The organism is Spirochaetota bacterium (genome assembly GCA_017999915.1).
Taxonomy (GTDB): Bacteria; Spirochaetota; UBA4802; order UBA4802; family UBA5550; genus RBG-16-49-21.
Genome location: JAGNKX010000001.1, coordinates 851,058 through 873,205 on the forward strand (window position 1 = coordinate 851,058; position 22,148 = coordinate 873,205).

Annotated in this window: 15 protein-coding genes; 3 read left to right on the forward strand and 12 right to left on the reverse strand. The window is 49.1% G+C overall.

Going from position 1 to position 22,148, the window contains the following annotated elements; translation table 11 throughout:
- Positions 1-136: 136 nt before the first annotated feature.
- Together KA369_03565 and KA369_03570 are read left to right on the forward strand one after the other, a co-directional pair.
- Positions 137-1,684 carry a motility associated factor glycosyltransferase family protein gene (locus KA369_03565; GenBank protein ID MBP7735030.1) on the forward strand — a complete coding sequence of 516 codons (1,548 nt, stop codon included), beginning with the start codon at positions 137-139 and terminating at the stop codon, positions 1,682-1,684.
- Between the two features lie 133 nt (positions 1,685-1,817).
- A complete protein-coding gene (locus KA369_03570) occupies positions 1,818-2,696 on the forward strand; it encodes an SPOR domain-containing protein (protein MBP7735031.1) in 879 nt (292 codons plus the stop codon).
- A 123-nt stretch (positions 2,697-2,819) separates the two neighbouring features.
- On the opposite strand, the gene KA369_03575 is transcribed toward KA369_03570, so the two are convergent.
- Both KA369_03575 and KA369_03580 read right to left on the reverse strand, forming a co-directional pair.
- Positions 2,820-4,310: a hypothetical protein gene (locus KA369_03575; protein MBP7735032.1), complete on the reverse strand. Its 1,491-nt coding sequence runs from the start codon at positions 4,308-4,310 to the stop codon at positions 2,820-2,822.
- A 93-nt stretch (positions 4,311-4,403) separates the two neighbouring features.
- Complete coding sequence (locus tag KA369_03580) at positions 4,404-4,808, reverse strand: hypothetical protein (protein ID MBP7735033.1); 405 nt, start codon at positions 4,806-4,808, stop codon at positions 4,404-4,406.
- 179 nt (positions 4,809-4,987) lie between these two features.
- Here KA369_03580 and KA369_03585 point away from each other — a divergent pair, with 179 nt between their 5' ends.
- A complete protein-coding gene (locus KA369_03585) occupies positions 4,988-5,899 on the forward strand; it encodes a M28 family peptidase (GenBank protein ID MBP7735034.1) in 912 nt (303 codons plus the stop codon).
- Here the strand turns inward: KA369_03585 and rlmD are convergent.
- The 10 genes from rlmD to KA369_03635 form a co-directional block, all read right to left on the reverse strand.
- On the reverse strand, positions 5,889-7,046 hold the full coding sequence (rlmD, locus tag KA369_03590; GenBank protein ID MBP7735035.1) for a 23S rRNA (uracil(1939)-C(5))-methyltransferase RlmD: 1,158 nt from the start codon (positions 7,044-7,046) through the stop codon (positions 5,889-5,891). The genes KA369_03585 and rlmD overlap by 11 nt on opposite strands.
- Positions 7,047-7,240: 194 nt before the next feature.
- Complete coding sequence (locus KA369_03595; GenBank protein MBP7735036.1) at positions 7,241-8,905, reverse strand: DUF4080 domain-containing protein; 1,665 nt, start codon at positions 8,903-8,905, stop codon at positions 7,241-7,243.
- Between the two features lie 98 nt (positions 8,906-9,003).
- Positions 9,004-10,218 carry an ankyrin repeat domain-containing protein gene (locus tag KA369_03600; protein MBP7735037.1) on the reverse strand — a complete coding sequence of 405 codons (1,215 nt, stop codon included), beginning with the start codon at positions 10,216-10,218 and terminating at the stop codon, positions 9,004-9,006.
- 540 nt (positions 10,219-10,758) lie between these two features.
- On the reverse strand, positions 10,759-11,610 hold the full coding sequence (locus KA369_03605; GenBank protein ID MBP7735038.1) for a DUF3800 domain-containing protein: 852 nt from the start codon (positions 11,608-11,610) through the stop codon (positions 10,759-10,761).
- Positions 11,611-11,659: 49 nt separating this feature from the next.
- Positions 11,660-14,047: a DEAD/DEAH box helicase family protein gene (locus KA369_03610; GenBank protein MBP7735039.1), complete on the reverse strand. Its 2,388-nt coding sequence runs from the start codon at positions 14,045-14,047 to the stop codon at positions 11,660-11,662.
- Between the two features lie 33 nt (positions 14,048-14,080).
- A complete protein-coding gene (locus KA369_03615; GenBank protein ID MBP7735040.1) occupies positions 14,081-16,465 on the reverse strand; it encodes a restriction endonuclease subunit S in 2,385 nt (794 codons plus the stop codon).
- Positions 16,466-16,534: 69 nt separating this feature from the next.
- On the reverse strand, positions 16,535-17,431 hold the full coding sequence (locus KA369_03620) for an HNH endonuclease (GenBank protein ID MBP7735041.1): 897 nt from the start codon (positions 17,429-17,431) through the stop codon (positions 16,535-16,537).
- A 1-nt stretch (position 17,432) separates the two neighbouring features.
- Positions 17,433-18,632 carry a restriction endonuclease subunit S gene (locus tag KA369_03625; protein ID MBP7735042.1) on the reverse strand — a complete coding sequence of 400 codons (1,200 nt, stop codon included), beginning with the start codon at positions 18,630-18,632 and terminating at the stop codon, positions 17,433-17,435.
- Positions 18,629-20,083, reverse strand: coding sequence for an N-6 DNA methylase (locus tag KA369_03630; GenBank protein MBP7735043.1), 1,455 nt, complete (start codon positions 20,081-20,083; stop codon positions 18,629-18,631). Before KA369_03630 ends, KA369_03625 begins: the two co-directional genes overlap by 4 nt.
- Positions 20,084-21,190: 1,107 nt before the next feature.
- The gene (locus KA369_03635) at positions 21,191-22,135 is read right to left on the reverse strand and encodes a site-specific integrase (GenBank protein ID MBP7735044.1); all 945 of its coding nucleotides are present in this window, start codon (positions 22,133-22,135) and stop codon (positions 21,191-21,193) included.
- Between the last annotated feature and the right edge of the window lie 13 nt (positions 22,136-22,148).

The window sequence follows — 22,148 nt, forward strand, 5'->3', positions numbered from 1 at the left end:
TAGTAGATATATCTATTTTTTTTGTTATGATAGGGAAAAATGTGTTAACTCCAAAGACATGACCAAAATTGTAATCATCCACCGGGTAATTCTGCCGTTGAAAAATTCGATAATGGGTCGATAATAATATCATAATATGGATACTGGGAAGATTACATACGAGATCATCAAGACCGGACAGGACCTGGACACCATCCTGGTCAGATCCGGCGGCAGGGAAGTGCCGCTCCACAGCAGGGTAAATCCCGAGAGGGATTCCGATCTCCTGAAGGATAAATTCGATCCCTCCCGCTATGATTTCCTCGTCATCCTGGGCGTGGGCCTTGGATATCACTGCCTTCCTTTGAAAAACCTTATCGACCGGTACAGGCGCGTGATCCTCGTTGACATACTGGATGGAATTGAGGCGGCCATTGCCGCCAACAGGATCACCTCGTTTCTGCTGAAGGATACCCGCATCACCCTGGTGGCGGGAAAGACGGCGGCAGAGGCGGAGCGCATTGTTGCGGAAAATCTGGACATGGATGACGTGCGGGGCATTTCGGTGCTGGAACATCCCGCGTCAATGAGGATATTCGGCGATTATTATGATTCAATAAAAAAGTCCATTGATAAGATAATCGCCATCAAGGCGGGAAACAAGGCCACGCGGCAGGCCTTTGGCATCCGCTATCTTCGCAACGTGTTGTTGAATTTTACCATGATAAAAAAGGCCCGTCCCGTGCGGTCGCTCTTCAATGCCTTTGCCGGGTATCCGGTCATTATCGCCGGGTCCGGGCCGTCCCTGGACGACGGTAGCGCGATGATAGGGCGGTACCAGGACAGGTTTTTCATCATTGCCGTTGATTCAACCCTGCCGGTGCTGGAACAGAAGGGGATACGTCCCGACATCGTCATCACCATCGACCCGCAGCCCTACGCGCGGGAGCATTTCCTCGGGTGCGGCACCGACGGCGTCCTGGCCGTGTATTCCATCTCGTCCCATCCTTCCCTGGTGCGGGGCCTGAGAGGTTTCGTGTCTTTCAACTCCCATCCCTTTTCGCAGCTTGCGTCGGAGGTGTACGGCGGGCAGGTAGGATCCATTGATTCCGGCACGGGCAATGTCTCCGGGGACGCGGTGAGCCTCGCGGTCAAATGCGGGTTTTCATCCATCGGCATTACGGGCCTCGATTTTTCGTTTTCCAGGTTCGCCGTGTATGCCCGGGGGACCGCGTACCAGAAGCGGTACGGCGCCTTCTTCCAGGATCGATTTTCCACCGTGGAAGGATTGAACATGAGGTATATCATGACCTCCAGCGGCGGAACCAAGCACGGAGGCATATTCACCCGGAAATCCTTTTTGCATTATCATCATGCCCTGGAGGACTATATCCGGGACAATGCCCTGTCATCGATAATCGCCCTCAATGGCCGCGGGATCCCCCTGGCCGGCGCGGTCCCCATGGACATGGAGAGTTATATCAGGCTCCATTGCCCGAAGATCATAGATAAAAAAAGGGTCCTTGAAGCAATAGATTCATCGGCGCGGGAAATCGACGCCGCCCCTCTGGCGGATGCCCTTGGGAGGATCGTGAATAATGTCCTTTTCGATGAGCTCCTGGAGGCGTCTCTGGGAGGGAGGGTCGATGATACCGTTAAAAATCGATACCGGACCATGGCGCGTATCGCCTCCTCGCCCGGATAACCGCCGACACCTGAAAAACGGCTTCTTGCAAAGACATCATGACGCCAAATTTTAATTAAGCATGGGCCATGTTCCGGCCGATCATGGTAGTGTACTCACAGCCGTTTATTATTTCTGAAAGGCAGGTCGTATTATGGACATGGATCAATTCAATATACCTCACCAGAAAGTGAAGGAAAAAAGCGTGTATATGCTCCACCTGGACACGGCCCGGATCATTCTGATATCGGCGGCCGTCATCGGCATTATTATTGTTTCATTTCTTCTGGGCATGAATTTCTTCAAGGGGAGCGACGGGGCCAAGGCCCTGGAAACCACAAGCGATATATTTGACGGCCGGAAAGAGCTTGATATGCTGAAGAGCAACATCCCGGATTCTCCTGAGGAAGAAGATCTGTCCAAGCCGATGGACGACAAGCTGGCCGCCTCCGAAAAGGATGACAAGGGCCAGGTGCGGGAGAAAAAGGAGATGGACGCCATTGTCGGGGACAAGGAAGACGCTCCGGCCATATCAAAAAATGAGTCATCGGACCTGCTGACCGGCGATAATATCGACAAGGCGGTCCCCAGGGCCCACAAGATGAAGAACCAGAAGAAAAAAAGAGCAGCTGTGACCGATGAGGACAGGAGCATTTCCCGGTCTTCGGACAATGACATGGATGACAAGCCGGTCAGGAAGGCCACGGTAAAAAGCGACCCGAAGAAAAAGAAGCGGGCCAAATCAAAAGTGGTCGCAGTGGCGGTCGACAGGGTCGAGGAAAATAAATCGCTTCATTCAGGGGAATACGCCATACAGATCGCATCGTTTGATAAAAAGTCGAAGGCCCAGACGGAAGTGAGGGCCCTTAAGGACCGTAACTATGACGCTTTCCTCGATGAATCCCAGGTCAAGGGAAAGCAGTATTACCGGGTAAGGATAGGGCCGATCGCGTCGAAGAAAAAGGCCCTGGAACTGCTCAAGGATATACAGGGAAACGAAAAATACCAGGAAAGCTACATGGTGCGCCAATAGGGCGCACTATTAAAGGCTGTCCCGCCGGATGGCCTTTTTTATTTCCTGCAGAACTGTAAACAGCAAAAAACCCCATTCCGTCATATCGGGATGGGGTTTTATATCACAGGCCATTGCCGCGCCTTAGAGGACTTCCTCAATCCTCCGTATGCCGTTCCTGTTCAGGATGATCCTGAAGCGGCGGAGATACTCCATGTCATCGACTATGAAACAGGTGATCATGTTGATGTGGTAGACCCGCATGCCATAGGCTTTCCGGTAGCCTGATTGCGTGGGAATGAATATCTTTTTTTCCGGATTGTCCATGCTCCTGAGAAAATGCTGGATGTTGAAGCGCATGATGTCAATGACGTCGTTGGCGGAGTGGCGCTGCTTGATCTTTTTGAATTGCCTGGAGCTGAGGCGGATGTACTTGCGGTACAGGATGACATTCTCGCCGGTCATGCTGTTGTTGATGTCGGTGATGCTGTCGCGCGACCGGTACTCCATTATTTTTGCCGGGACGGCGCTGTCGGTGATGATGTTGAAGCTTTCCCTGCAGGTGCCGATCTTTTCATCGAAGCTGTGGTAGATGTTCCGCCGGCGGTCGTAGAGCCGCTTGTGAAGGGCCACGTTCAGATAGAGGCGGAGGGATTCCTTCATGCGGTCCTTGAACATGTAGCTGATCACCAGGGCGATGAAGAAGGGAAGGGAGAGGCTTCCGTACCAGCTCTGCCCGATGAACGCCACCAATGTGGCGAAGACCATGGCGATGCCCGCGGCGACGCTATAGACGGCCTGCTCCAGGTATTTGCCCCCCCTTTCGACGCGGGTCTCCAGGTAGAGGATATTGCTCAGGAACTTTTTCAGCGCCCCCTGGCGGAACACGTATTTTTCGTTATCGCCCTCCTGCATCGGGATGGAGGGATAGCCGCTCTCCATGCGGTATGACGTTTCGCCGTTGATGATGTTCATGAGGCGGCGCTTGTATTTCCTATGCAGCCGCGGGTGACGCTCCTTCAGGATCTCCATGAGGCTGCATGAGTGCGTTTCTGTCTTTATGCTGATGTATTCGTCGGCAAAGAGGTACACCGTCTGCAGCTTCCCGGGAAGGCTGTTGGCGGTGATCATCGGTTTCAGCTCCCTGAACCGCCCGATGAGGGCGCCGGCCCCGGAGATGAATTCGGACACCAGGTGTTCGGCTTCCTTCATCCGATCGGATTTCTTCAGAAACCGCAGCTGCACCCCAATCGATTTTTTATACACGAGGCAAAACATCTTGATATGGTATTCGTAGCTGGAAATGTTCTTCCTGCTTCTCGACGCGAGAAGGTCCTCGATGCTTTTCCGCATGCGGTCCGTGAGGTCGATATCGGCTGCGAGTTTTTTCAGAAGGAACGCCGGCGTTTGAAGGCGAATGGTGGCGCGCAGGTCCTTGTAGAAGTCCCCGCTCGAATAGGTCTCCCGGTTGATGTTGAGATTGTTCGGAATAAAAAAGTAGGTCTGCACGAAATAGGAGTTCGTCGTCCTGCTGTCCAGGGAAAGGTTGTAGGCCTGCTTTATCTCGAACTGATAGTTATCGTGTATCTTGATCGTCTCTTTTATGTGGGAACATGGTTGCGATGAAAGGGCCATGGTATATATGTCGGAAAAAAAGAGCGAAATAATAACAGAAAGGCCTGGTTTTTGGACCAGGCCCTGCGGGTCATTCCATGGAGCAGGCGGATGTCAGTAGATGTTGTCTTTTATAAGGATCTCTTCCAACTCGTCGGCCTTGGCCGCGATGAAAGAAAGAGATTTCATGAACCGGAGGGGATCGCAGTCTTTGAGAAGTATGCTGTTCCTCAGTATCATGGTATCGCTCAGGAGGGCGATGGAGCCGTAATCCAGGGTCGTGTTGAGCTGGAGGCAGTACTTGTAGAGCTCGCACAGGTCTTTTTTAATCTTTCCGATGATCGAGTAGTAATTGATGATCCGGTCCCCCGACTCGTCCTTGGCCAGGGTGATAAGCACTTCCTGGGAGCGCCCGTTATCGAATTCTATATGCGTGGTGTAGCTGCCCTGGGCGTCCTTATGGAACCGGATCTTGAATTCGCTGGCAATGGCTGATATGAAACCGTCAAAAACTTCCATGGTGGCGCCTCTTATAATAGGGTATGGCGTCGATCGGGCAGCGGCCCCGGGGTGCCGCCCCGATACATACAGGAGTATGGATCAATAATCAATTAAGTCAAGAAATAACTTTGAAAAATCCTTGAAAAATAACCGTTTAAAGGCTGTAGTGTCGGTAATCGCAAGAAGGATCTCCATCAATGATAGCGCTCTTATCCCCCGACTCCCGTGAGAAAAAAAACGTTAAAAAAAATACCCGGGAAATAATCCGCCATCTTTCCGTTGATATCGGGGAGCGGACCATACGAAAATACGACAACCTGGAGCGGACGAGGCGGTATATTATCGAGTATTTCACCCGGTACGGATATCCCCCCTGGGAGGAGCCCTATGAGGCGGGCGGTCACAGCGTGTACAATATCGTGACCGAGATCCCCGGGACCGAGAAGCCGGATACCATCATAGTCGTCGGCGCTCATTACGACACCATCGAGGACACGCCCGGCGCGGACGACAACGCGTCGGGCATCGCCGGGCTTCTGGAGCTCTACCGGCTGCTCTCGCCGCTGCGGTTCAGAAAAACGGTCCGCTTCGTGGCCTTCACCCTGGAGGAGCCGCCCTTCTTTTCAACGGAGCTAATGGGAAGCATGGTCTACGCCAAAAGCTGCCGCAAGCGGAAAGAGAACATCGAGCTGATGGTGTGCCTCGAAATGATCGGGTACGGATCGAGACGATGCCACCAGGATTACCCCCTGAACCACAACCTGAAGGAGTTCCCGATCCATGGGAATTACATGAGCGTGATATCGCTCCCGTCCAACGCGCCCTACGTGTATCTATGGAAAAAGATCTACAATGACCGTGCCCGGTGGAAAATTTACGAATACATCGGCCCCGCGTCGATCCCGGGCATGGACCTGTCCGATCACATGTCCTTCATCCGCTCCGGGTACCGGGCCATCATGATATCGGACACCGGTTTCTATCGCAACAAGAACTACCATTCGCCGGACGACACCTTTGAGACGATCAACTTCAGGCTCCTGGCGGAAACCGTCTTCGACTCCCACGTGGCGTTGAAGGAGATCCTGGACATGGACATCAAAATCTGACGTCCCCGCTGCGCGGCCGCAACACGCAGAACAGCTCAACGTGGGGGGTCTGGGGGAACATGTCAAAGGCCTCCACCGATTCCACCCTGTAATTTTCCAGCATCAGAACATCGTCGCGGAAGGTCTTCGGATTGCACGACATGTACAGGATCGTTCCGGCGTTCATGCGATCGATGCGCTCCATGACGGCCCGCTGCATGCCCGTCCGGGGCGGGTCCATGACGATGGTATCGTAGGCGCCCGGCCCGGTCCCGAGAAACTCCGCGGCGTCCGCACAGACGAATTCCGCGTTGTTGATCCCGTTGATCTCCCTGTTGGCGCCGGCGATTTCAACGGCCTCCGGGTTCAGCTCGACCCCGGTGACCCTTTCGGCAGCGCCTGCGATGAAGAGCGAGATGCTGCCGACCCCGGCGCAGAGGTCCAGGACCCTGCCGCGGGCATGGTCCCTGATGCGGCGGTACATTTGCACCGCGATCCCGGCATTGGACTGGAAAAAGGAGTTCGGGGTGATGCGGTAGCGGACGCCCTCAAAGGACTCTTCTATGTATCCTCCCTTGACCGTTTCCATGATATCGCCATAGCTCAGGTCCGCGCGGCCGCCGTGATGGATGATAGAGATCGAATCGACGTCGTCGCGGACGGCGTCGATCACGGAGGAGAGCCTGTTCTCCTTTTCCGCCACCACGAAATTCAGCATCACCTGGCCGGTATAGCGGGCCTCCCGGAGCACCGCGTACCGGAGATATCCCTGGTGGCGGAGATAATCGTATCCCTCGATATTTTCCAGAAAGGGGCGCGCCTTCCGGTACAGGTTGTCCGTCTTTTCCCGCATGATCTGGCAGCCTGTCACGTCCACAACGGCGCGGAAGCTCCCGCGGCGGCGGAGGCCTATCCTGCCGAAGGCCGTCACCATGTCCATGCGGCTCCGGTACCGGTAGGGGTCCGACGGATGGACGGAGTCGACCGCCGCGATGCCCTGGAGGATGTCGTTCACCATCTCCCGCTTCAGGGCAAGCTGGTCGCCGTAGTCCATGTCCTGGAAGAGGCATCCGCCGCACTGGCCGAAGTGTGGGCAGGGCGGGGCTGTTCCGGCGCCGCGGTATTTTTCAATAAGCTGGCTTATGTATTGCTTTTCTTTTTTTTTCAATTTTGATTACCTTGTGACGTTCAGGCATTTTTAATTATAATAGTATATTAGCGAATTTAACATCTCATTTTTTGCTCGTTTTCGAGCAAATCTATACCTGTTGTCGTTTATTACGTCGAAAAAATGAGATGTCAAATTCGTTGCTATTTTAATAATAAACAAACGGCTGATTCGATTTTTTCTCCGGTGATCTTTCAAAGCTTCAACATGATTACCCTTTTATCCGGAAGAAAGATGGCCACTGCCGCGCCCCCCATGTGCCGCAGCCTGAATTCATCCGATCGAGGTTCAAAGAAAAGGGACCTTTTCAGGTCCGACAGATCGAAGCGGATACCACCATCCATGGCCGGCCCTTTTCCGGCAAGGCCTTTATAATGGGAAAAGATTTTCTTTTTCAATTCGGAAAGGCCTTCAGGCTTGATCAGGTTCGGAAAATACAAAGACCGTGATCGGGCGCACCAATCCCACTCCATGGCGTCGAGAAAAAATTGTTTATCTCCGGGGAACCGCGAGTCAATAAACGCCATGAGAAACCGCGCCCCCGATTCCCAGCCCCTGTCCATGGAGGCTTCGCTTCCATCCCTGAACAGCGTCAGCTCGCGGAACATCGCGAAGGGCGATGCAAAGCGGCCGAGCAGCACCGACAGAAATGTCTCAAACCGTCCGGTGTTGTAGAGGCGGTCCACGAGGAACGCCATTCGATCGAGGAGAGCAAGGTCCTCTCCGCTTACCCACCGGTTTTCAAGAACCCGGTAGGGAGCTTTTTCTGAATAGACAATGCTGTACCGGCCGGCGTCATACATCATCTCCGTGCCCGGAAGGACCTTGAGGAAGCCCAGCTGGAGATGGTCGGGCCGCAGATGGTAACAATCGTTGAAAGACCCCTCGATCGACGCCATGTCATCAAAGGGAAGTCCGGCGATGAGATCACAGTGGACCCGGATGGTCCCGAGAGCGAGGAGCCGCTCCAGCGCCGCCCGTTCCCCGGGCCACTGGCCGGCACGCTTCACCGCCGCTACCGTTTCCGGGTTCGTGGACTGGACCCCGACCTCGAACTGGAACAGGCCCTCTGGGCATTGTGAGAGGATCTCAAAATCCTCCTCTTCCAGGAGATGGGGGTGCACTTCAAAATGAAAGGTCGTGGGGCCGTCACCATACTTATCCTTAAGATAGCGCCACAGGGCGCGGCTGTGATTCTTTGCCGCGTTAAAGGTGCGGTCAACGAACTTGACCAGCCGCGGACCGTCGCGAAGAATGAAATCCAGCTCCTTTTTTACGGTTTCTATGTCCTTCATTTCCAATTTATGGTCTGACCGGGATGAGAGGCAATAGGTGCACCGGTAAGGACATCCCCTGGATGATTCATAATAGACATACCTGGTGCGGAGACCTTCCAGGTCTTCTTCCGTATAGGGGATAGGCATGTCGCCAAAGGGAGGATTGGGAACGGCGATGATTTTTTCTTCGTTCCTGAATCCTTTTTCAGCCAGGGTCCTGAAGCCTTCTTCGCCATGGCCGGTGACAATAAAATCTATGAAAGGGAAGGCCTCCAGCCAGGAGGCCGGATTATAGCTCACTTCCGGTCCGCCCAGGACCAGGAGGACGCCCCCGCATTTTTCGTGGAGGGCGGGAATGAGCTCGCGGACCAGCCCGGAGTTCCAGATGTACACGGATAGGGCGATGACGTCGGCCTTTTCAGAGGCTATCTCCTTCATGATCTCCCCGGCATTACGGTTGATGGAAAAATCCCGCACCACGGTCTCAACGTCAAGGCCGCGCAAAGCTGACTTCAAACAGTACAGTGCGAGGCAGGAATGGGTATAGCGCGCATTAATGCCGGCGAGGATTATTTTTTTCATCGATCATTCCAGTCATCGGGGGCGACGGTGATTACTTCCCGGTAATTATATAAGGGGCCTTTCACCGGCGGCTGTTGCGGGCATGGATCAGCGCTGCTTCATTCAACGGCGCCGCCTTCCCTGAGCAATTTGGCTATCACGGCATTTTCGAATTTGAGGGCCACCGAGAGGGGCGTGGTCCCCTGGGGAAAGAGAGAGCCGCCGATGGCGCAGCAGGACCCGGTACGGGGGCTTGCCGCGGCGCCCTTCTGAAGCAGGAGGCGCACAAGGTCGGGGTCGCCCGCCGCCGCCATGTGAAGGGGGGTTATGCCATTCTCGTCAGAGGCGTTGATGTCGGCCCCCCGGTCTATCAGGAGGCGGGATAGGGCGGCGCTTTTCGCGGCGGCCTCGATGAGGGGCGTCCGTCCGTCTCTGTTGCGGGCGTTCACGGCCGCTTTTTCTGAGAGCAGCGCCTCGATGATGCCCCGGGCAATGGCGTGCTGCGTTTCAATGATAATTTTGCCGTTGATGAATTCGATCGGGTTCATGAGGGCGCCGTTCAGGCGGACCTCGTAATGGCAGTGGTCTCCGCTGGCCGCCCCGGTCATGCCGACATAGCCGATGACGGCTCCGCGGCGCACGGGGGAGTTCTTCCTGACAGCAAAGAGGTGACAGTGGCCGTATACGGACTGGTACCCGTTCCGGTGCTGGAGGATTATAAAATTACCCAGGGTCTGGCTCACGCCGGTGAGGGCAACGACGCCGTTTGCCGTGGCGTGAACGGGGGTCCCGTTTTTTGCCGCGATATCGATGGCGCGGTGATAGTCGCTGTTGTTGTCAAAAGGGGACCCTCTCCATCCGAACCGGGAGGATATCCGCCCCTCCACGGGAGGGATGGACGGAACGTCGGGCGATACGGTCTGCAGGGAGCCGAGGATTATATGGAGCGGCGTGTTCCCGTCAGCGGCCTTCATGTTGACGTCGCCCCCTTTATCGGCGAGGAGGGCCATCATGTCGCGGGCCTGTTTCGTTTCGGCGTCGGTTTTCTGAGTTTTTGTAAAGATGCCGGTTTTATTGCTGCCGGTGTCGAAGCATAGATTCATGACCCTGGTGTAGTCCCACCGCGCGGCAATATGGAGGAGGGTCCACCCGTCAACAAAGCGGTGGTTCGGATTGAAGCCGCGCGAAAGAATATGGCGCACTTCCTCAACCTCGTTGCCGGCGACGGCGCCGGTGATGCCGCCGTAGATCTCATCCTTATCCTGGATGGAGGCGCACCGGATCCCGTTCGGCAGGATTATTAACAAGGCGAGTATGAGTGTAATTCTTTTCATAGTAATACCCAGATAACCGCGCAGTCTTGTTCCGGAATCAGCGGGTATCGCGGCCGCCATGTCCCGGCTGTGACACTATTGTCACCGGCAAACATCACAGACGCGGCTATACATTACATCATGGAGAGATTTTTGATGCGCGCCCGGCAGGATTCGAACCTGCGACCTACGGATTCGTAGTTCATCCAGCCCTCCCGAGACCGATGCTTCTATATGAGAAAGAATGTTTTTTCGTGGAGAAAGTGCAAGTATTTTTTCATTTTTTGTGTTAAGTGGTGTGGAGTAATGGGGAGTGATGGGATATGATTTGCTACAAATTTGCTACAGTACAATATTTATTTTGTTTTACATGCATAAAAAATTGATACAAATTTGAATAGCAAAAAATGTTGACATAATTTGCTGCGCATATTAATTTATGATAAGTTGAAAGGTGATGGTGACCGATTAATTATTAAACATTGAAGAGCTAACAACGACCCTGCTTAACCGAAGCCTGACGTTATGCGTCAGATATTGATGTAGGTTAAGTGGGGTTTTTTATTTTTTACCGCGCTTTGTAAGATCATGATTATAATCTGAATGATTTGGAACAAACCGCCAGTGCATATAAGGGGAATTCCATGCGTTTATATTGTTTCCCTGAAGACCCGTTGAGACACCGATGTTAAAATTTTTATGAATTTTTCGTATTTCTTGTAAAATCACTTTGTATAAGGCCTCTTTCGCTTTAGTTCGACTACCTCTCCTTTTTTTACCAGGAATTTTTTCTTTATGTTTATCGTTAAGCCTGAATGAAATTGAACCCAATAATATATCAATGCACTGCGCAAGCACATGGTCATGAGAACGTATTTCTGTTATGTCTTCTTTGTGCATTACTACGTTTGCCACCTTTAGTTTAGAATTTTTTTGAAGGCCGAGTATATACCCTTTAAATCGTTCAATTTTTTCCGCTGTGTCAGGCAATTTATCCAGATATATTCGAATCCTGGTCCCTGGTGATGTATGATTGATAAATTCTAATCCAAAAGCGTGTTTTAGAAATTGGTAATACAACAGAAAATATTCCTGTTCAGTCTGTTCACGTGAAAGGCCAACCGGAACATAGGCATTTTGACGAAACATTATCCTGATTTTAATATTGTTTTCCGAAATTTCATCGAACAAAACTTTTATAAATTCTATGTATTTTTGAAGATATCGTTCTGTAACTTTATTCCACTTGATTTCACCATGAAAATTGAGTTGAGTTTTCAATACATTTAATCTGTTGGTAATCCTTTGATATTGTGAAGCACCGACGATAAGCCCACCATAGAAATTTGAATAATATTTTCCTCTGGAATCTGATTCATCGCAAAAAATTATATATTCTTTTTCTGGCTTCACTCTACCCGTGCCTCATCGATCTTCGACTTGATTTTATTCTTAATGCCTGTCATGCTGTAACCGGTTGTTGATATAGGTATTTTTGAAACCCGCTGAATATCTTTCCGATCAATTCCGGTTTGCCAAGATCGGCCACAGCATCGGCAATGGAGTCGTGATATTTTAGACGGAGCAGCGGCGTCAGCTTTTCTTGGGCAAGTTCATCAACCCCGACAGTCACATAATGTGACAGCACGAAGTCGAGGAAGGTCTGCTGTTTTGTGGAGAAATGGGTGCTGATAACGATTTTAGCCCTGGCAGCTCGTTCTTCCCGAGTCAATGGTGGCAATGCATAGGCCACATGGGCTAATACATCAAAAAGGTCACTCTTCTCGGCATCAATGATCTTTTGCATTTCGGCCAACTGGTCTTTGCCAAACCCCTTGTCCGCGAGCCCATCCAGTAGTTTCTTGCGGGTATCCGGCACACTCCATAAGGCACGCAACTCGGCTTCATCCTTGAAAAACTCCGGTAGCTTGCCGAACAACATTTCCATGAACTGCTGCGCAGACATGGGCGTACCGTCCGGATGCCAGAACGTAGTACACATCATATGCTGAATCGATCGCTCTTTACCATCAGCGAGTTTGACCTTCGCCGGCTTTCTCTTTCTTTTGACACATACACACGGCCTCTTCCCGCATATCCGGCAAGGACATTCACAAGGTTGCTTACCGCATGTCGGACAAGGTTGAGGTGGTTGCTTTTCGCATTGGCATGGGTATAATCCACATTTGGGGCATGTTTCAGGCTCCAACGGCTCTCCATCCCATTCTGGATCGCTAAAATGATGATGTGCCTTTACAAAGTCATATATTGTAAAGTAATCCTTACCGTCATAGAGTCGTGTCCCACGGCCAATTATCTGTTTAAACTCAATTATAGAGTTAATTGGGCGCATTAACACAATATTTCTGATATTGCGGGCATCCACGCCGGTGGAGAGTTTCTGCGAGGAAGTCAGGATCGTCGGGATGGTTTTCTCGTTATCCTGAAAGTCGCGGAGATGTTGCTCACCCAACTCCCCATCGTTAGCAGTGACCCGCTGGCAATAGTTCGGGTCCTTGATTTTTTTCAATTGGTTAACGAGGTCACGCACAGCTAAAGCGTGGTTCTGGGTTGCGCAGAAAATAAGGGTTTTCTCCCGCTGGTCGATCTGGGACATGAAAATCTCGACCCGCTTTTTCTCTCGCTCTTTGATCTCTATGATCTTATTGAAGTCGTCTTCCGTATATAATTTCCCGACCTCAATCTCACCTTCAACCAGTTTGTCATCAGGTGTGTAAACGTACTCGTCAAGCGTAGTAGAGATTTGCTTTACTTTAAATGGCGTCAGGAATCCGTCATTGATACCATCCTTAAGCGAATAGATATACACCGGCTCGCCGAAATAGGCGTATGTGTCCACGTTGTCCTTGCGCTTGGGCGTAGCGGTCAGGCCGAGCTGTACGGCAGGCTCGAAATATTCCATGATGCCACGCCAGTTGCTTTCGTCGTTCGCACCGCCTCGATGACACTCGTCGATTATAATGAAATCGAAGAAATCAGGTGGATACTCGCCAAAATACGGGCTGGGCTTGCCATCCTTGGGCGGTCCGCTCATAAAGGTCTGAAATATTGTAAAGAACAGGCTGCCATTCTTGGGAACCTTTCCTTTCTTCTTGATGTCCTCCGGTGATACCCGCACCATCGCGTCTTCAGGGAAGGAGGAAAAGGCGTTATAGGCCTGATTTGCGAGTATGTTGCGATCTGCCAGAAATAAAATGCGGGGACGTCGCGAGGGTTCACGGCTTAAATTCCAGCGTGAATAAAACAACTTCCATGCAATCTGAAAGGCGATAAATGTCTTCCCCGTGCCAGTAGCAAGCGTGAGCAGGATGCGCTGCTGGTTTGCGGCGATAGCTTCCATTACTCGCTCAATAGCAATATCTTGATAATAGCGACTCGGATGTGACCCGCCCTTATCTTCGAATGGTACGGCAGCAAAGCGATCACGCCAGGTGTTTTGCTCCACGAAGGTTTTATTCCAGAGTTCCTCCGGTGTTGGGAAATGCGTGATTTCCTCCTCATGGCTGGTCTCCATATCTATGCTATAGATCCCCTGTCCATTACTGGAATAAGTGAAACGAATGGCCAGCTTTCCAGCATAATTCTTTGCCTGCGCCACACCCTCGGTCAATTCCTCATCCCATGCTTTGGCCTCGATTACCGCCAACTTTGTATTATGATATTCCAGCACGTAATCAGCGGAGAGAGCTTTCCCTCTCCGACCAAGACCTTCGATGCGGCCCGGCGTGATCGGATATTCACGTCGTACACGGCTGCCATCTACTACCCCCCAGCCCGCCTCTGCAAGTGCAGGATCAATATGCTCGGCTCTGGTTTCGGCTTCGTTCATGATTATTGTCTCAATTTTGTTTATTTGTGCAATTTATATTATAACTGAGTCTCTATTGGTTAAAAAGCTAATTGCATTCGAAGCATCATCAAATTTATCTTTCCTCTCCGATTGATCCACATAATGGTACGAGACAAACCTTAAACCGTCTTGTTCTACACGGCTGTAAAAATAACAGGCATTCTTTGCTGAATTGGGAGATGGTCCTATGTTCACCAGAGGTAACAGTAAAAGAGGCCGATCGCTTTCGTTGGAAATCAAGTAAAGCCGTTCAACATCAAGCCATGATGACATTGGCCGAGTCTCCTTTAAAAACTCACTATTACTGCCTTTTAAAATGGCAACTTCATTATCAAATTTACCTCGACGAGGTTTACAGCCAAGGCATTGGATCATTTCTATTCGAGTCCAACTATCTGCCATAATGTCACGAAGTTTATGGACTTCGGATAGCAACTTTTCATTTCTTAACTTTGCTTCTGATTCGCCTACAATACCACCATGTCCACTCCAATCGTTACGCATCTTATTGCCCGCAGATATTATGGCTGCCAGTTCTTGATTTGACAGCATTTGAGCAAAATCAAGAGATGGATCAGCAAAGATTTCGGCACAGAGACTTCGTTTATCTTTTTCAGCAGATAAAAGATTTCTCGTTTGTTTACCGAGGTATTCTACAGCGATCTTCCATGTTCCGAATGATGCTCTTTCGAGACTTATATTCTGTTTCTTCCATGCAGTTATGAGTTTTGTACGGTGTTCAGAAAAAAATTCGATGTTTGATGAAAAAGCACTTAATAAAATAACACTAATAAACTCAGCGGCTGCTTCGAAAAAGTGCAACAGATGTTCATATCTGGTCTTATAATCCAGGCTTGATGTGGCCTGCCATGCTCGGAGTATAGATGCAAGTGGGAAAGGAAGTGTTTCAAACCACTGATCCAGCGAAATGGCAGCCTGTGGCATGATATCTACTGATAGTCGTTTTGATAATTTATTTAAATGTGAATCTACTTCCGACATACTTTTTGGATTGGACCAGAGTTCGCGTCTCATTGATGCAAGGTCATTCTGCAGGCTGAGAAGAGTATTTTTTTCGGTCTCCAATTTTGTTTCGATTTCAAGAATTTTATTCTGAGTTCCAAGGTTCGGGATGAAAACTTGTATTCCCTTTAAACCTGTAGTGTTGAGTTTTTGTATTGTAACTCCAGACTTTTGCATCTCTCGCATCGAGCGTCCGAGTTCAGAGTTTAAAAAATGAGCCACAAACCGAGCATCTGATCGTTCTTTATCAATAACGACTTGTGCATAGTTTTGCTTTTTGAGAGTCATATCATCTATTGTTTCAATGACGTCGCTTAATCCAATCAATGGGATATATAAAGCATTTTGAGCATCCGGGAAATTGAAATCATCGCCTGGTCGGCCAAGTTTTATCGATTTGGACAATTCATCCAAAGACATAGCAGGTACACTATATCGATCTTCTGTCTTTCGAAATTGTTCATTTAATCGTAATGGTTCAATACCTCGAAAATCTGTTGGTTTTACAAGTCGCCCAAGTTCCAATGTTCCGTCAACCCTCTGTTCTATCATGTTCGAGATAATTTGCTGATTTGTCCGGATATCTTGTGAGAGTTGAGCAACAAACATCTCTGAAATCACCTGCTTCTTCACGACAATAAGGTATGTAGGGATGCTTGTATATGGAGAAAAACTGCCCGCGGGCAATGCCAACGCTGCTTCAATTCCAAGCCCATATTTAGGAAGATCATGCAGAGTGGATCTCTGGGTGAAAAAGAAACTTGGTGGTACAACAAAAAGGCCAATACCATCTGAAGATAACCTCATGGAAGCAGTCACCAGAATGATTTGGCCCAAATCACCGTTAAATCTTTCTTCAGTACCAGAGATAGATTCTCCAAAAAGATTCTTAATTGCCACATCCCGAGAAATACGCATTCCAAACGGCAACACAGACGCGACTACATCAAGTGTCTCAGTTAATCCGTTAATAAATTCGAGGGGATCACCAGTATGCCAATCCAAGTGTGGAGACAGCACTCGTGCAAGTGCAGAATTACCGTAGTTTGTATTACATGCAAGTGTCCTTTTTGCCTGAACGAATTTTTGGACTGTTGAAGCCAAGACACCGAATCCAGCCCATGGATCAACCACGATGTTAGCAGAACGTCCTTCAATAATTAACGAAATTACATCAATAAGAAATGATGGTACGAAATGCTCACCTGAACTATGAAAACCTCGCATCAGCTCAGTCGCAAACCATTGGATATCATCGGGTGGAATGGATATCCCAAGATCATGTATCCGTTTCGCTAAAGCTTCAGGTTGATGAATACCATGTGCTATCTCGTTCCGTAGGGTTCGAAGTGATAGTATAAGATTGTCATTCATGGTGCATTCCCTTTGTTTGACTGTTAAAAAATCTGGTGTATGATGAATTTCCAAATTTATATTTCAGATTCAACATCGACGTTTTCGATGCTTGCGTACGATAGCTCTAAGCTTTGTAATGTCGTCACGTTTGCCATCCATTCGATGAAGCATGCGATGACAGTTGGCACATACGGTTCGTAGATCTTCTATGCGGGTTTGTACGTTATCCCGCAATTGACTCAGTGGTACAATGTGGTGTGCTTCGGCGAAATCAATGCCAAGCTTGCCGTAGAGGTCCTTAAAACGAAGTCGACAAACCTGGCACTCATAATTGTCCTTGTTCTTTCGTGTTGTCGCGAGCAATCGGCTCCGCTCTCGGCGTAGATGCGAGTCAACGAGTTTCCTATTCTCGCACTGTGGATAGATCTCTCGGCTATAATCTTCCGGAGTGGTGTAAGGCAGTGTTCGAGCAACAGATTCAAAGAATACTATCGCATGATCAATAAAGCGGCGTGATACCAGGCGTGAGGAGCTTTTTGTCAGATCGTAAAGCCCATAGTATGTCGTGCCTTCACTGTATTTCTCAAGGATTGGCAGGTTGAACTCAGACCTGAGAAGTCGGATAGCAAGCGAAAGTTGTGTATTTTCTCCAATGTCATTCTCCGTAATGGTTCGAACCGGAACGAGCTTTTTTTCGACTAATTTTGTTATATTGGTTAATTGGCGTCGATTTTCTGAGTGGAAACAAACCCAGAGTTTCCGATCATCATACCCGGAGAAACGATCAAACCAGATCTCAAGCCGGGGACGGTTCTTACCAAGATCGCCGATCACAGCGCTCCAACCATCTGTATTCATTTCGGTAACACGGCTGGGAACTCGAATCCGGATTGGTGTCCCCTCGATCCGAGACCTTAGTTCGATGGCTACAGCTCTGGCAATTGCCAGTAGCCACTTCTTGCCCTTTCGTTTCTTAGCCTTCATGTCATAATTCTCCGCTGAAAGCCTGATGCAACAGCGACTTTTTCAATTCGTCGAGCGCTGTGAGCTTTCGTTGGTATATGGATTTGAGGCATTGTGTCTCGGCTGACATTTCCTCAAGTTTCTTAACGACTTCCAACTGTTTGGGTAGTGGCGGTATGTTTATTGGAAAGTCCCTTAAATAACCGAGACCAACGAATTTTTGTGTTGTACCCTTCGCCTCTTTCATCATTTTAGAAACAACCCAGCTTGAAGCTAAATAGTGTTTCAAGAATGGGCCGCTCTGGTTATGTGGAATTTTAAAGAGCGCGACGTTTTTGATTGCAAAATTAGGTTTCACTGTAACGATCGTTGGATTGCCAATTGTACCAATCATCGCGAACAGCACATCGCCTTTGTGGACGACACTTCGCTGATTAATTTTTATAAAGTCTTGCTCATTGATCAAATTGACATTTTCAAAGGACAGTCCTTCTTTTTTCAAGTTTTTTGATGTAATAAGGGGAAAGCCTGTTGTGTGATACTTTGGTGAATCGTGTGTTCCATCACGAACGTCATAAACTTCACCTAATCGCTTCTCTTCCCACCCTTGCCCCTGCTGGGTGAAAACGCTCTGTAAATAGCTTTCAAACAGCTCGCGGGCATTCTGGAGGTTCTTTTCAGTGTTGGATTTGGCAGTGGCAATGCCATCAAACGCCTTGTCAAGGATGCCGACGATACGCCGCTGTTCAGGTAAGGGGGGGATGGGTACCGGATATGACTCGATGAATTCTTTTGCTACACGTTTATGGCCGACAGCTCCATTCATACGCGCTGTGCCTTCTTCTCTGAATGATTCACGTGAGAGAACGTAGTAGATCCATTCCTTGTTTACAAACTTATTTGGACGAAAGACAATATATTCGCTCGATCCAAAACCAATACCATTGGTTAGGTTTGCAGCAATCCCCAGTTTTCCATTTTCAAAGCAAGGTGTGATTTTTGCTAATAGCACATCGCCGTCAGCAAAGTAGGTGTAGCTGCCATCTACATCACCCAGCGGTTTCGTTTGGATTGGCACGAGGATTTTCTGATCAATACCCAAATCCTCCATCGGGACAAACGATACCATATCCGTTGCAGAGAGCCTGCAGCGAGCTTCCGCCTTCGGTGGCTTAATCTGGCATACTTCAGCCAGTGTTTTTATTTGCCACCCTGTTTTCACAGCAGCCCCCGGATAGTTTTCAGCACTTTCGCGCTCTCGGCATCGAGTGTTGCAATCTCATCCATGATTTGTTTCGGGCTGCGATGCATCACTTCTTCGCCACCATTGGGGTTCTTTACCGAGAGGTCAAAGGTCGTCTGGTCGATGCTTTTAGCGTCCACACTCCAACTTTTGGGCGAGTCAACAAGGGTCTTTTGCAGTTTTACGAACTCGGCCAGGTCATCGTCATTGAGTGGATTTGTCTTGCCCAGGTTGCGCCCAGGATCGAGCTGATAGAACCAGATTTTACGCGTAGGCGCGCCCTTCTCAAAGAATAGTACCACGGTCTTTACACCCGCACCCTGAAAGGTGCCGCCGGGGCAATCCAGCACGGTGTACAAGTTGCAGCTTTCCAGTAGTAGCTGCCGAAGGCTCACTGAGGCGTTGTCGGTATTAGATAGGAAGGTGTTCTTAATGACTACACCAGCTCGTCCGCCGGCTTTGAGCATCTTAATGAAGTGCTGCAGGAACAGGAACGCCGTCTCGCTGGTGCGTATAGGAAAGTTCTGCTGGACCTCCTTGCGCTCCTTTCCGCCGAAAGGTGGGTTGGCAAGGATCACGTCCAAGCGGTCCTTCTCTTGGATGTCGGCAAGATTTTCAGTGAGTGTATTGGTGTGCAGGATGTTTGGTGCCTCGATGCCGTGTAGGATCATATTCATAATCGCTATAACATAGGCAAGGGACTTCTTTTCTTTGCCGTAGAAGGTACGCTCCTGCAGTGTCTTGAGGTCCTTTGTCGTTAGGTTTTTATTTGCCTTCATAAAATCGAACGATTCGCACAAGAAACCAGCCGATCCGCAAGCACCATCATAGACGCGCTCGCCGATCTTGGGTTTCACGACCTTTACGATGGCACGGATGAGAGGTCGTGGGGTGTAATACTCGCCACCATTACGTCCGGCATTGCCCATATTCTTGATCTTGGCTTCGTAAAGGTGTGACAACTCGTGTTTCTCGGTCTGTGAGCGAAAGCGAAGCTCATCGATATGATCGATGATCTCGCGCATATTGTATCCGCTCTGGATCTTGTTTTTAATCTCGCCAAATATCTCGCCAATCTTATATTCAATAGTGTTCGGTCCGCTGGCCTTCTGTTTAAAGCCATGCAGATAAGGGAAGAGCTTCTGGTTTACGAAATCGCGCAGGTCGTCGCCAGTCATAGCTTTGTTATGATCGAGCTTTCCGTCCTTGCCCTTGGGAGCGGCCCAGCTTTCCCACCTGTAGGGCTTGTCGAGGAAGAAGGTGTATTTCTTCCCCTCCAACTCGGCTTCCATCGCCTTATCCTGTTCCAGACCGTCAAGATATTTCAGGAATAGTAGCCAGGAGGTCTGCTCGGTGTAATCGAGTTCAGTGGTACAACCGGCCTCTTTCCATAGGACGTCGTCTATGTTTTTGAATGCTTGCTCGAACATGGGAACCTTTTTGGGATGAATGATTTATTGGGATTAAGATTGTAGATATACCTCTGAAAAATCAATCAAAATTGAATAGAGATTATTTTATTGTATGACTATAAAGTAATGGGGTTTCATTTTCATGAAAAAAGCGGGGTTGAACAAAGTATATACTGTGTTATGTTATAATAGTTATCCACAAGTATTAACATTTTATTAAGAATTAATAAAAAATTAAATGTGACATAATCTTTTTAATTGTAATTAATTATTGAATGTGAATTGATGTAGTTAATGGTTTTAAATTTTATTCAAAAGGAGGAAGGCCCATGAGTGTAATTGTCTTATTAGAAATAATAAGGGCAATAGTCTTGCTCACTATCGCCCTTGTTAACTTGGCCAGATTGTTTCTGTAGTTACAAACCTGAACCTGGGAGATATATAACCATGTATGTCTTCCAGGTTCAAATCTTTTTTAGATTAATTTAAATATTTTATAAGATCGTGTTCCGGATCCAGATGCCTATCAGGCTTCACCGTTGCCCCTGTATTGCGTTTTATTTCGGTTGGTAGGGGAATGGGTGGGTAAATCCATGGCTATCGCAGATATTATATGATAGTTAGTGTTCTATGCAATAATATACCAGCGAGGATCGCCGGTGTAAACATAAATAAAGGGCGGCTATTTGCCCCCCCTTCATAGTCAATAATCAGCCGATATAGGGCTGATAAATAAGAGATCCCCATGCATCCTTGGCCGGTAGGTTCTTCGGGGGCTATTAATACCCCGGTGGGGGATGACGGGATCTCAAGCTATTACATAGCAGCAAAGATTGCTATAAATGTCAAGCAAACATATGCTGCAGATCGCTCTCCAGTATAGCAGCCATCGAATAGAGATTCTTTTCTGTAATCTCCAAATCTTGTGCTTGGCACATAGAGACGAGTTGGTCCCGCAGCCGATCCTCTGTGTACCGCATTGTTAACTGCGGAAATCGTTTCGGGTCCAGTGTTAGATTGATATTGTCCATTAAATTCCTCGTTGCATTATAGTTGTAATAGCCTTTCAGACTTCACCATTGGCCTTGTGGCGCGTTTTATTTGAGAGGGTAGTGTCTCTCTCTGTTATTCATTTATCACATCCAAACCTTTGAGATAATTTTGCGTGATTGTGACATTGCTATGCCCCAGCAGTTTGGAAACCCTGTAAATATCATGGTCCCTTGAATATTCGGTCACGGCAAAATAATGCCGCAGGTCGTGGACGCTGTATTCTGCCTGAATGGTCCCAGTCTTAATGAGGACCTTGATCCCGTATCGGAAAGACTCCGCTATCCCGCCGGCAGTGCGATCGGCAAAGGGCCGCCCCCCCAAGGGCTTGAGGGCTTTTAGGATCTCCGGGGTCAGTTTTCCCTTTTGCTCCCTGCCCTTTGTCTCACAGGTGTATCGTCCCTCCCTGATCGTTAGGCTGGGCAAGGACCCTACCCGCAGGCCTGCGCCGGACATCGTTATAACCGCTGCCCTGGTGGATCCGGAAAAATAATCAATGATGGCGTCCATTTCCTTTGCGTCGGGGATCCGGACGGTTTTCGTTGCCATGCGTTTGGGCCGCGCCCGTGTCCCCCGGAAGGGATTGGTAATAAACGAGTACCGCCGATCGAGCCAAGTAAAATAAGCCGATACCGCCGCCACATCTCGCCTGATCGATGCCGCTGCCATCCTCTCTGCTTTTAACGCATATATAAAATCATCCGCTGCAGCTGGGGTCAGAGTAACGGGTTGGTGTCCATTCGATTGGCACCAGCCATCAAACCGATCCAAGGCGGAACGATAGGCCCGCCGTGTGTGTTTGGAAACCAATGTTGTCAAATAGTGTTCACGTTCCTTTGGATAATTGACTTTTTCTGCATCTACCAATTTCTGTATCGTTGCCTTGTATTCATCCGCAAGAGCTGCGCTTGCTATTTTCTGCTGCAGCTCCTCGGGTAGATCATTAAAATCAGGTTTCTCGTGGGCGAGATATTTAACGATCTTGTTTAATACATCCCCGTTTAATTTGGTTACTTCCATTGGGATTATCCCT

What these genes read in the sequence shown, in the direction of transcription:
- KA369_03570 (MBP7735031.1), top strand. Translation starts at nt 1,818, where the DNA reads ATGGACATGGATCAATTCAATATACCTCACCAGAAAGTGAAGGAAAAA.
- KA369_03615 (MBP7735040.1), bottom strand. Translation starts at nt 16,465, where the DNA reads ATGAATGACAATCTTATACTATCACTTCGAACCCTACGGAACGAGATA.
- KA369_03595 (MBP7735036.1), bottom strand. Translation starts at nt 8,905, where the DNA reads ATGAAAAAAATAATCCTCGCCGGCATTAATGCGCGCTATACCCATTCC.
- KA369_03585 (MBP7735034.1), top strand. Translation starts at nt 4,988, where the DNA reads ATGATAGCGCTCTTATCCCCCGACTCCCGTGAGAAAAAAAACGTTAAA.
- KA369_03630 (MBP7735043.1), bottom strand. Translation starts at nt 20,083, where the DNA reads ATGTTCGAGCAAGCATTCAAAAACATAGACGACGTCCTATGGAAAGAG.
- KA369_03580 (MBP7735033.1), bottom strand. Translation starts at nt 4,808, where the DNA reads ATGGAAGTTTTTGACGGTTTCATATCAGCCATTGCCAGCGAATTCAAG.
- KA369_03575 (MBP7735032.1), bottom strand. Translation starts at nt 4,310, where the DNA reads ATGGCCCTTTCATCGCAACCATGTTCCCACATAAAAGAGACGATCAAG.
- KA369_03565 (MBP7735030.1), top strand. Translation starts at nt 137, where the DNA reads ATGGATACTGGGAAGATTACATACGAGATCATCAAGACCGGACAGGAC.
- KA369_03600 (MBP7735037.1), bottom strand. Translation starts at nt 10,218, where the DNA reads ATGAAAAGAATTACACTCATACTCGCCTTGTTAATAATCCTGCCGAAC.
- KA369_03635 (MBP7735044.1), bottom strand. Translation starts at nt 22,135, where the DNA reads ATGGAAGTAACCAAATTAAACGGGGATGTATTAAACAAGATCGTTAAA.
- KA369_03610 (MBP7735039.1), bottom strand. Translation starts at nt 14,047, where the DNA reads ATGAACGAAGCCGAAACCAGAGCCGAGCATATTGATCCTGCACTTGCA.
- KA369_03620 (MBP7735041.1), bottom strand. Translation starts at nt 17,431, where the DNA reads ATGAAGGCTAAGAAACGAAAGGGCAAGAAGTGGCTACTGGCAATTGCC.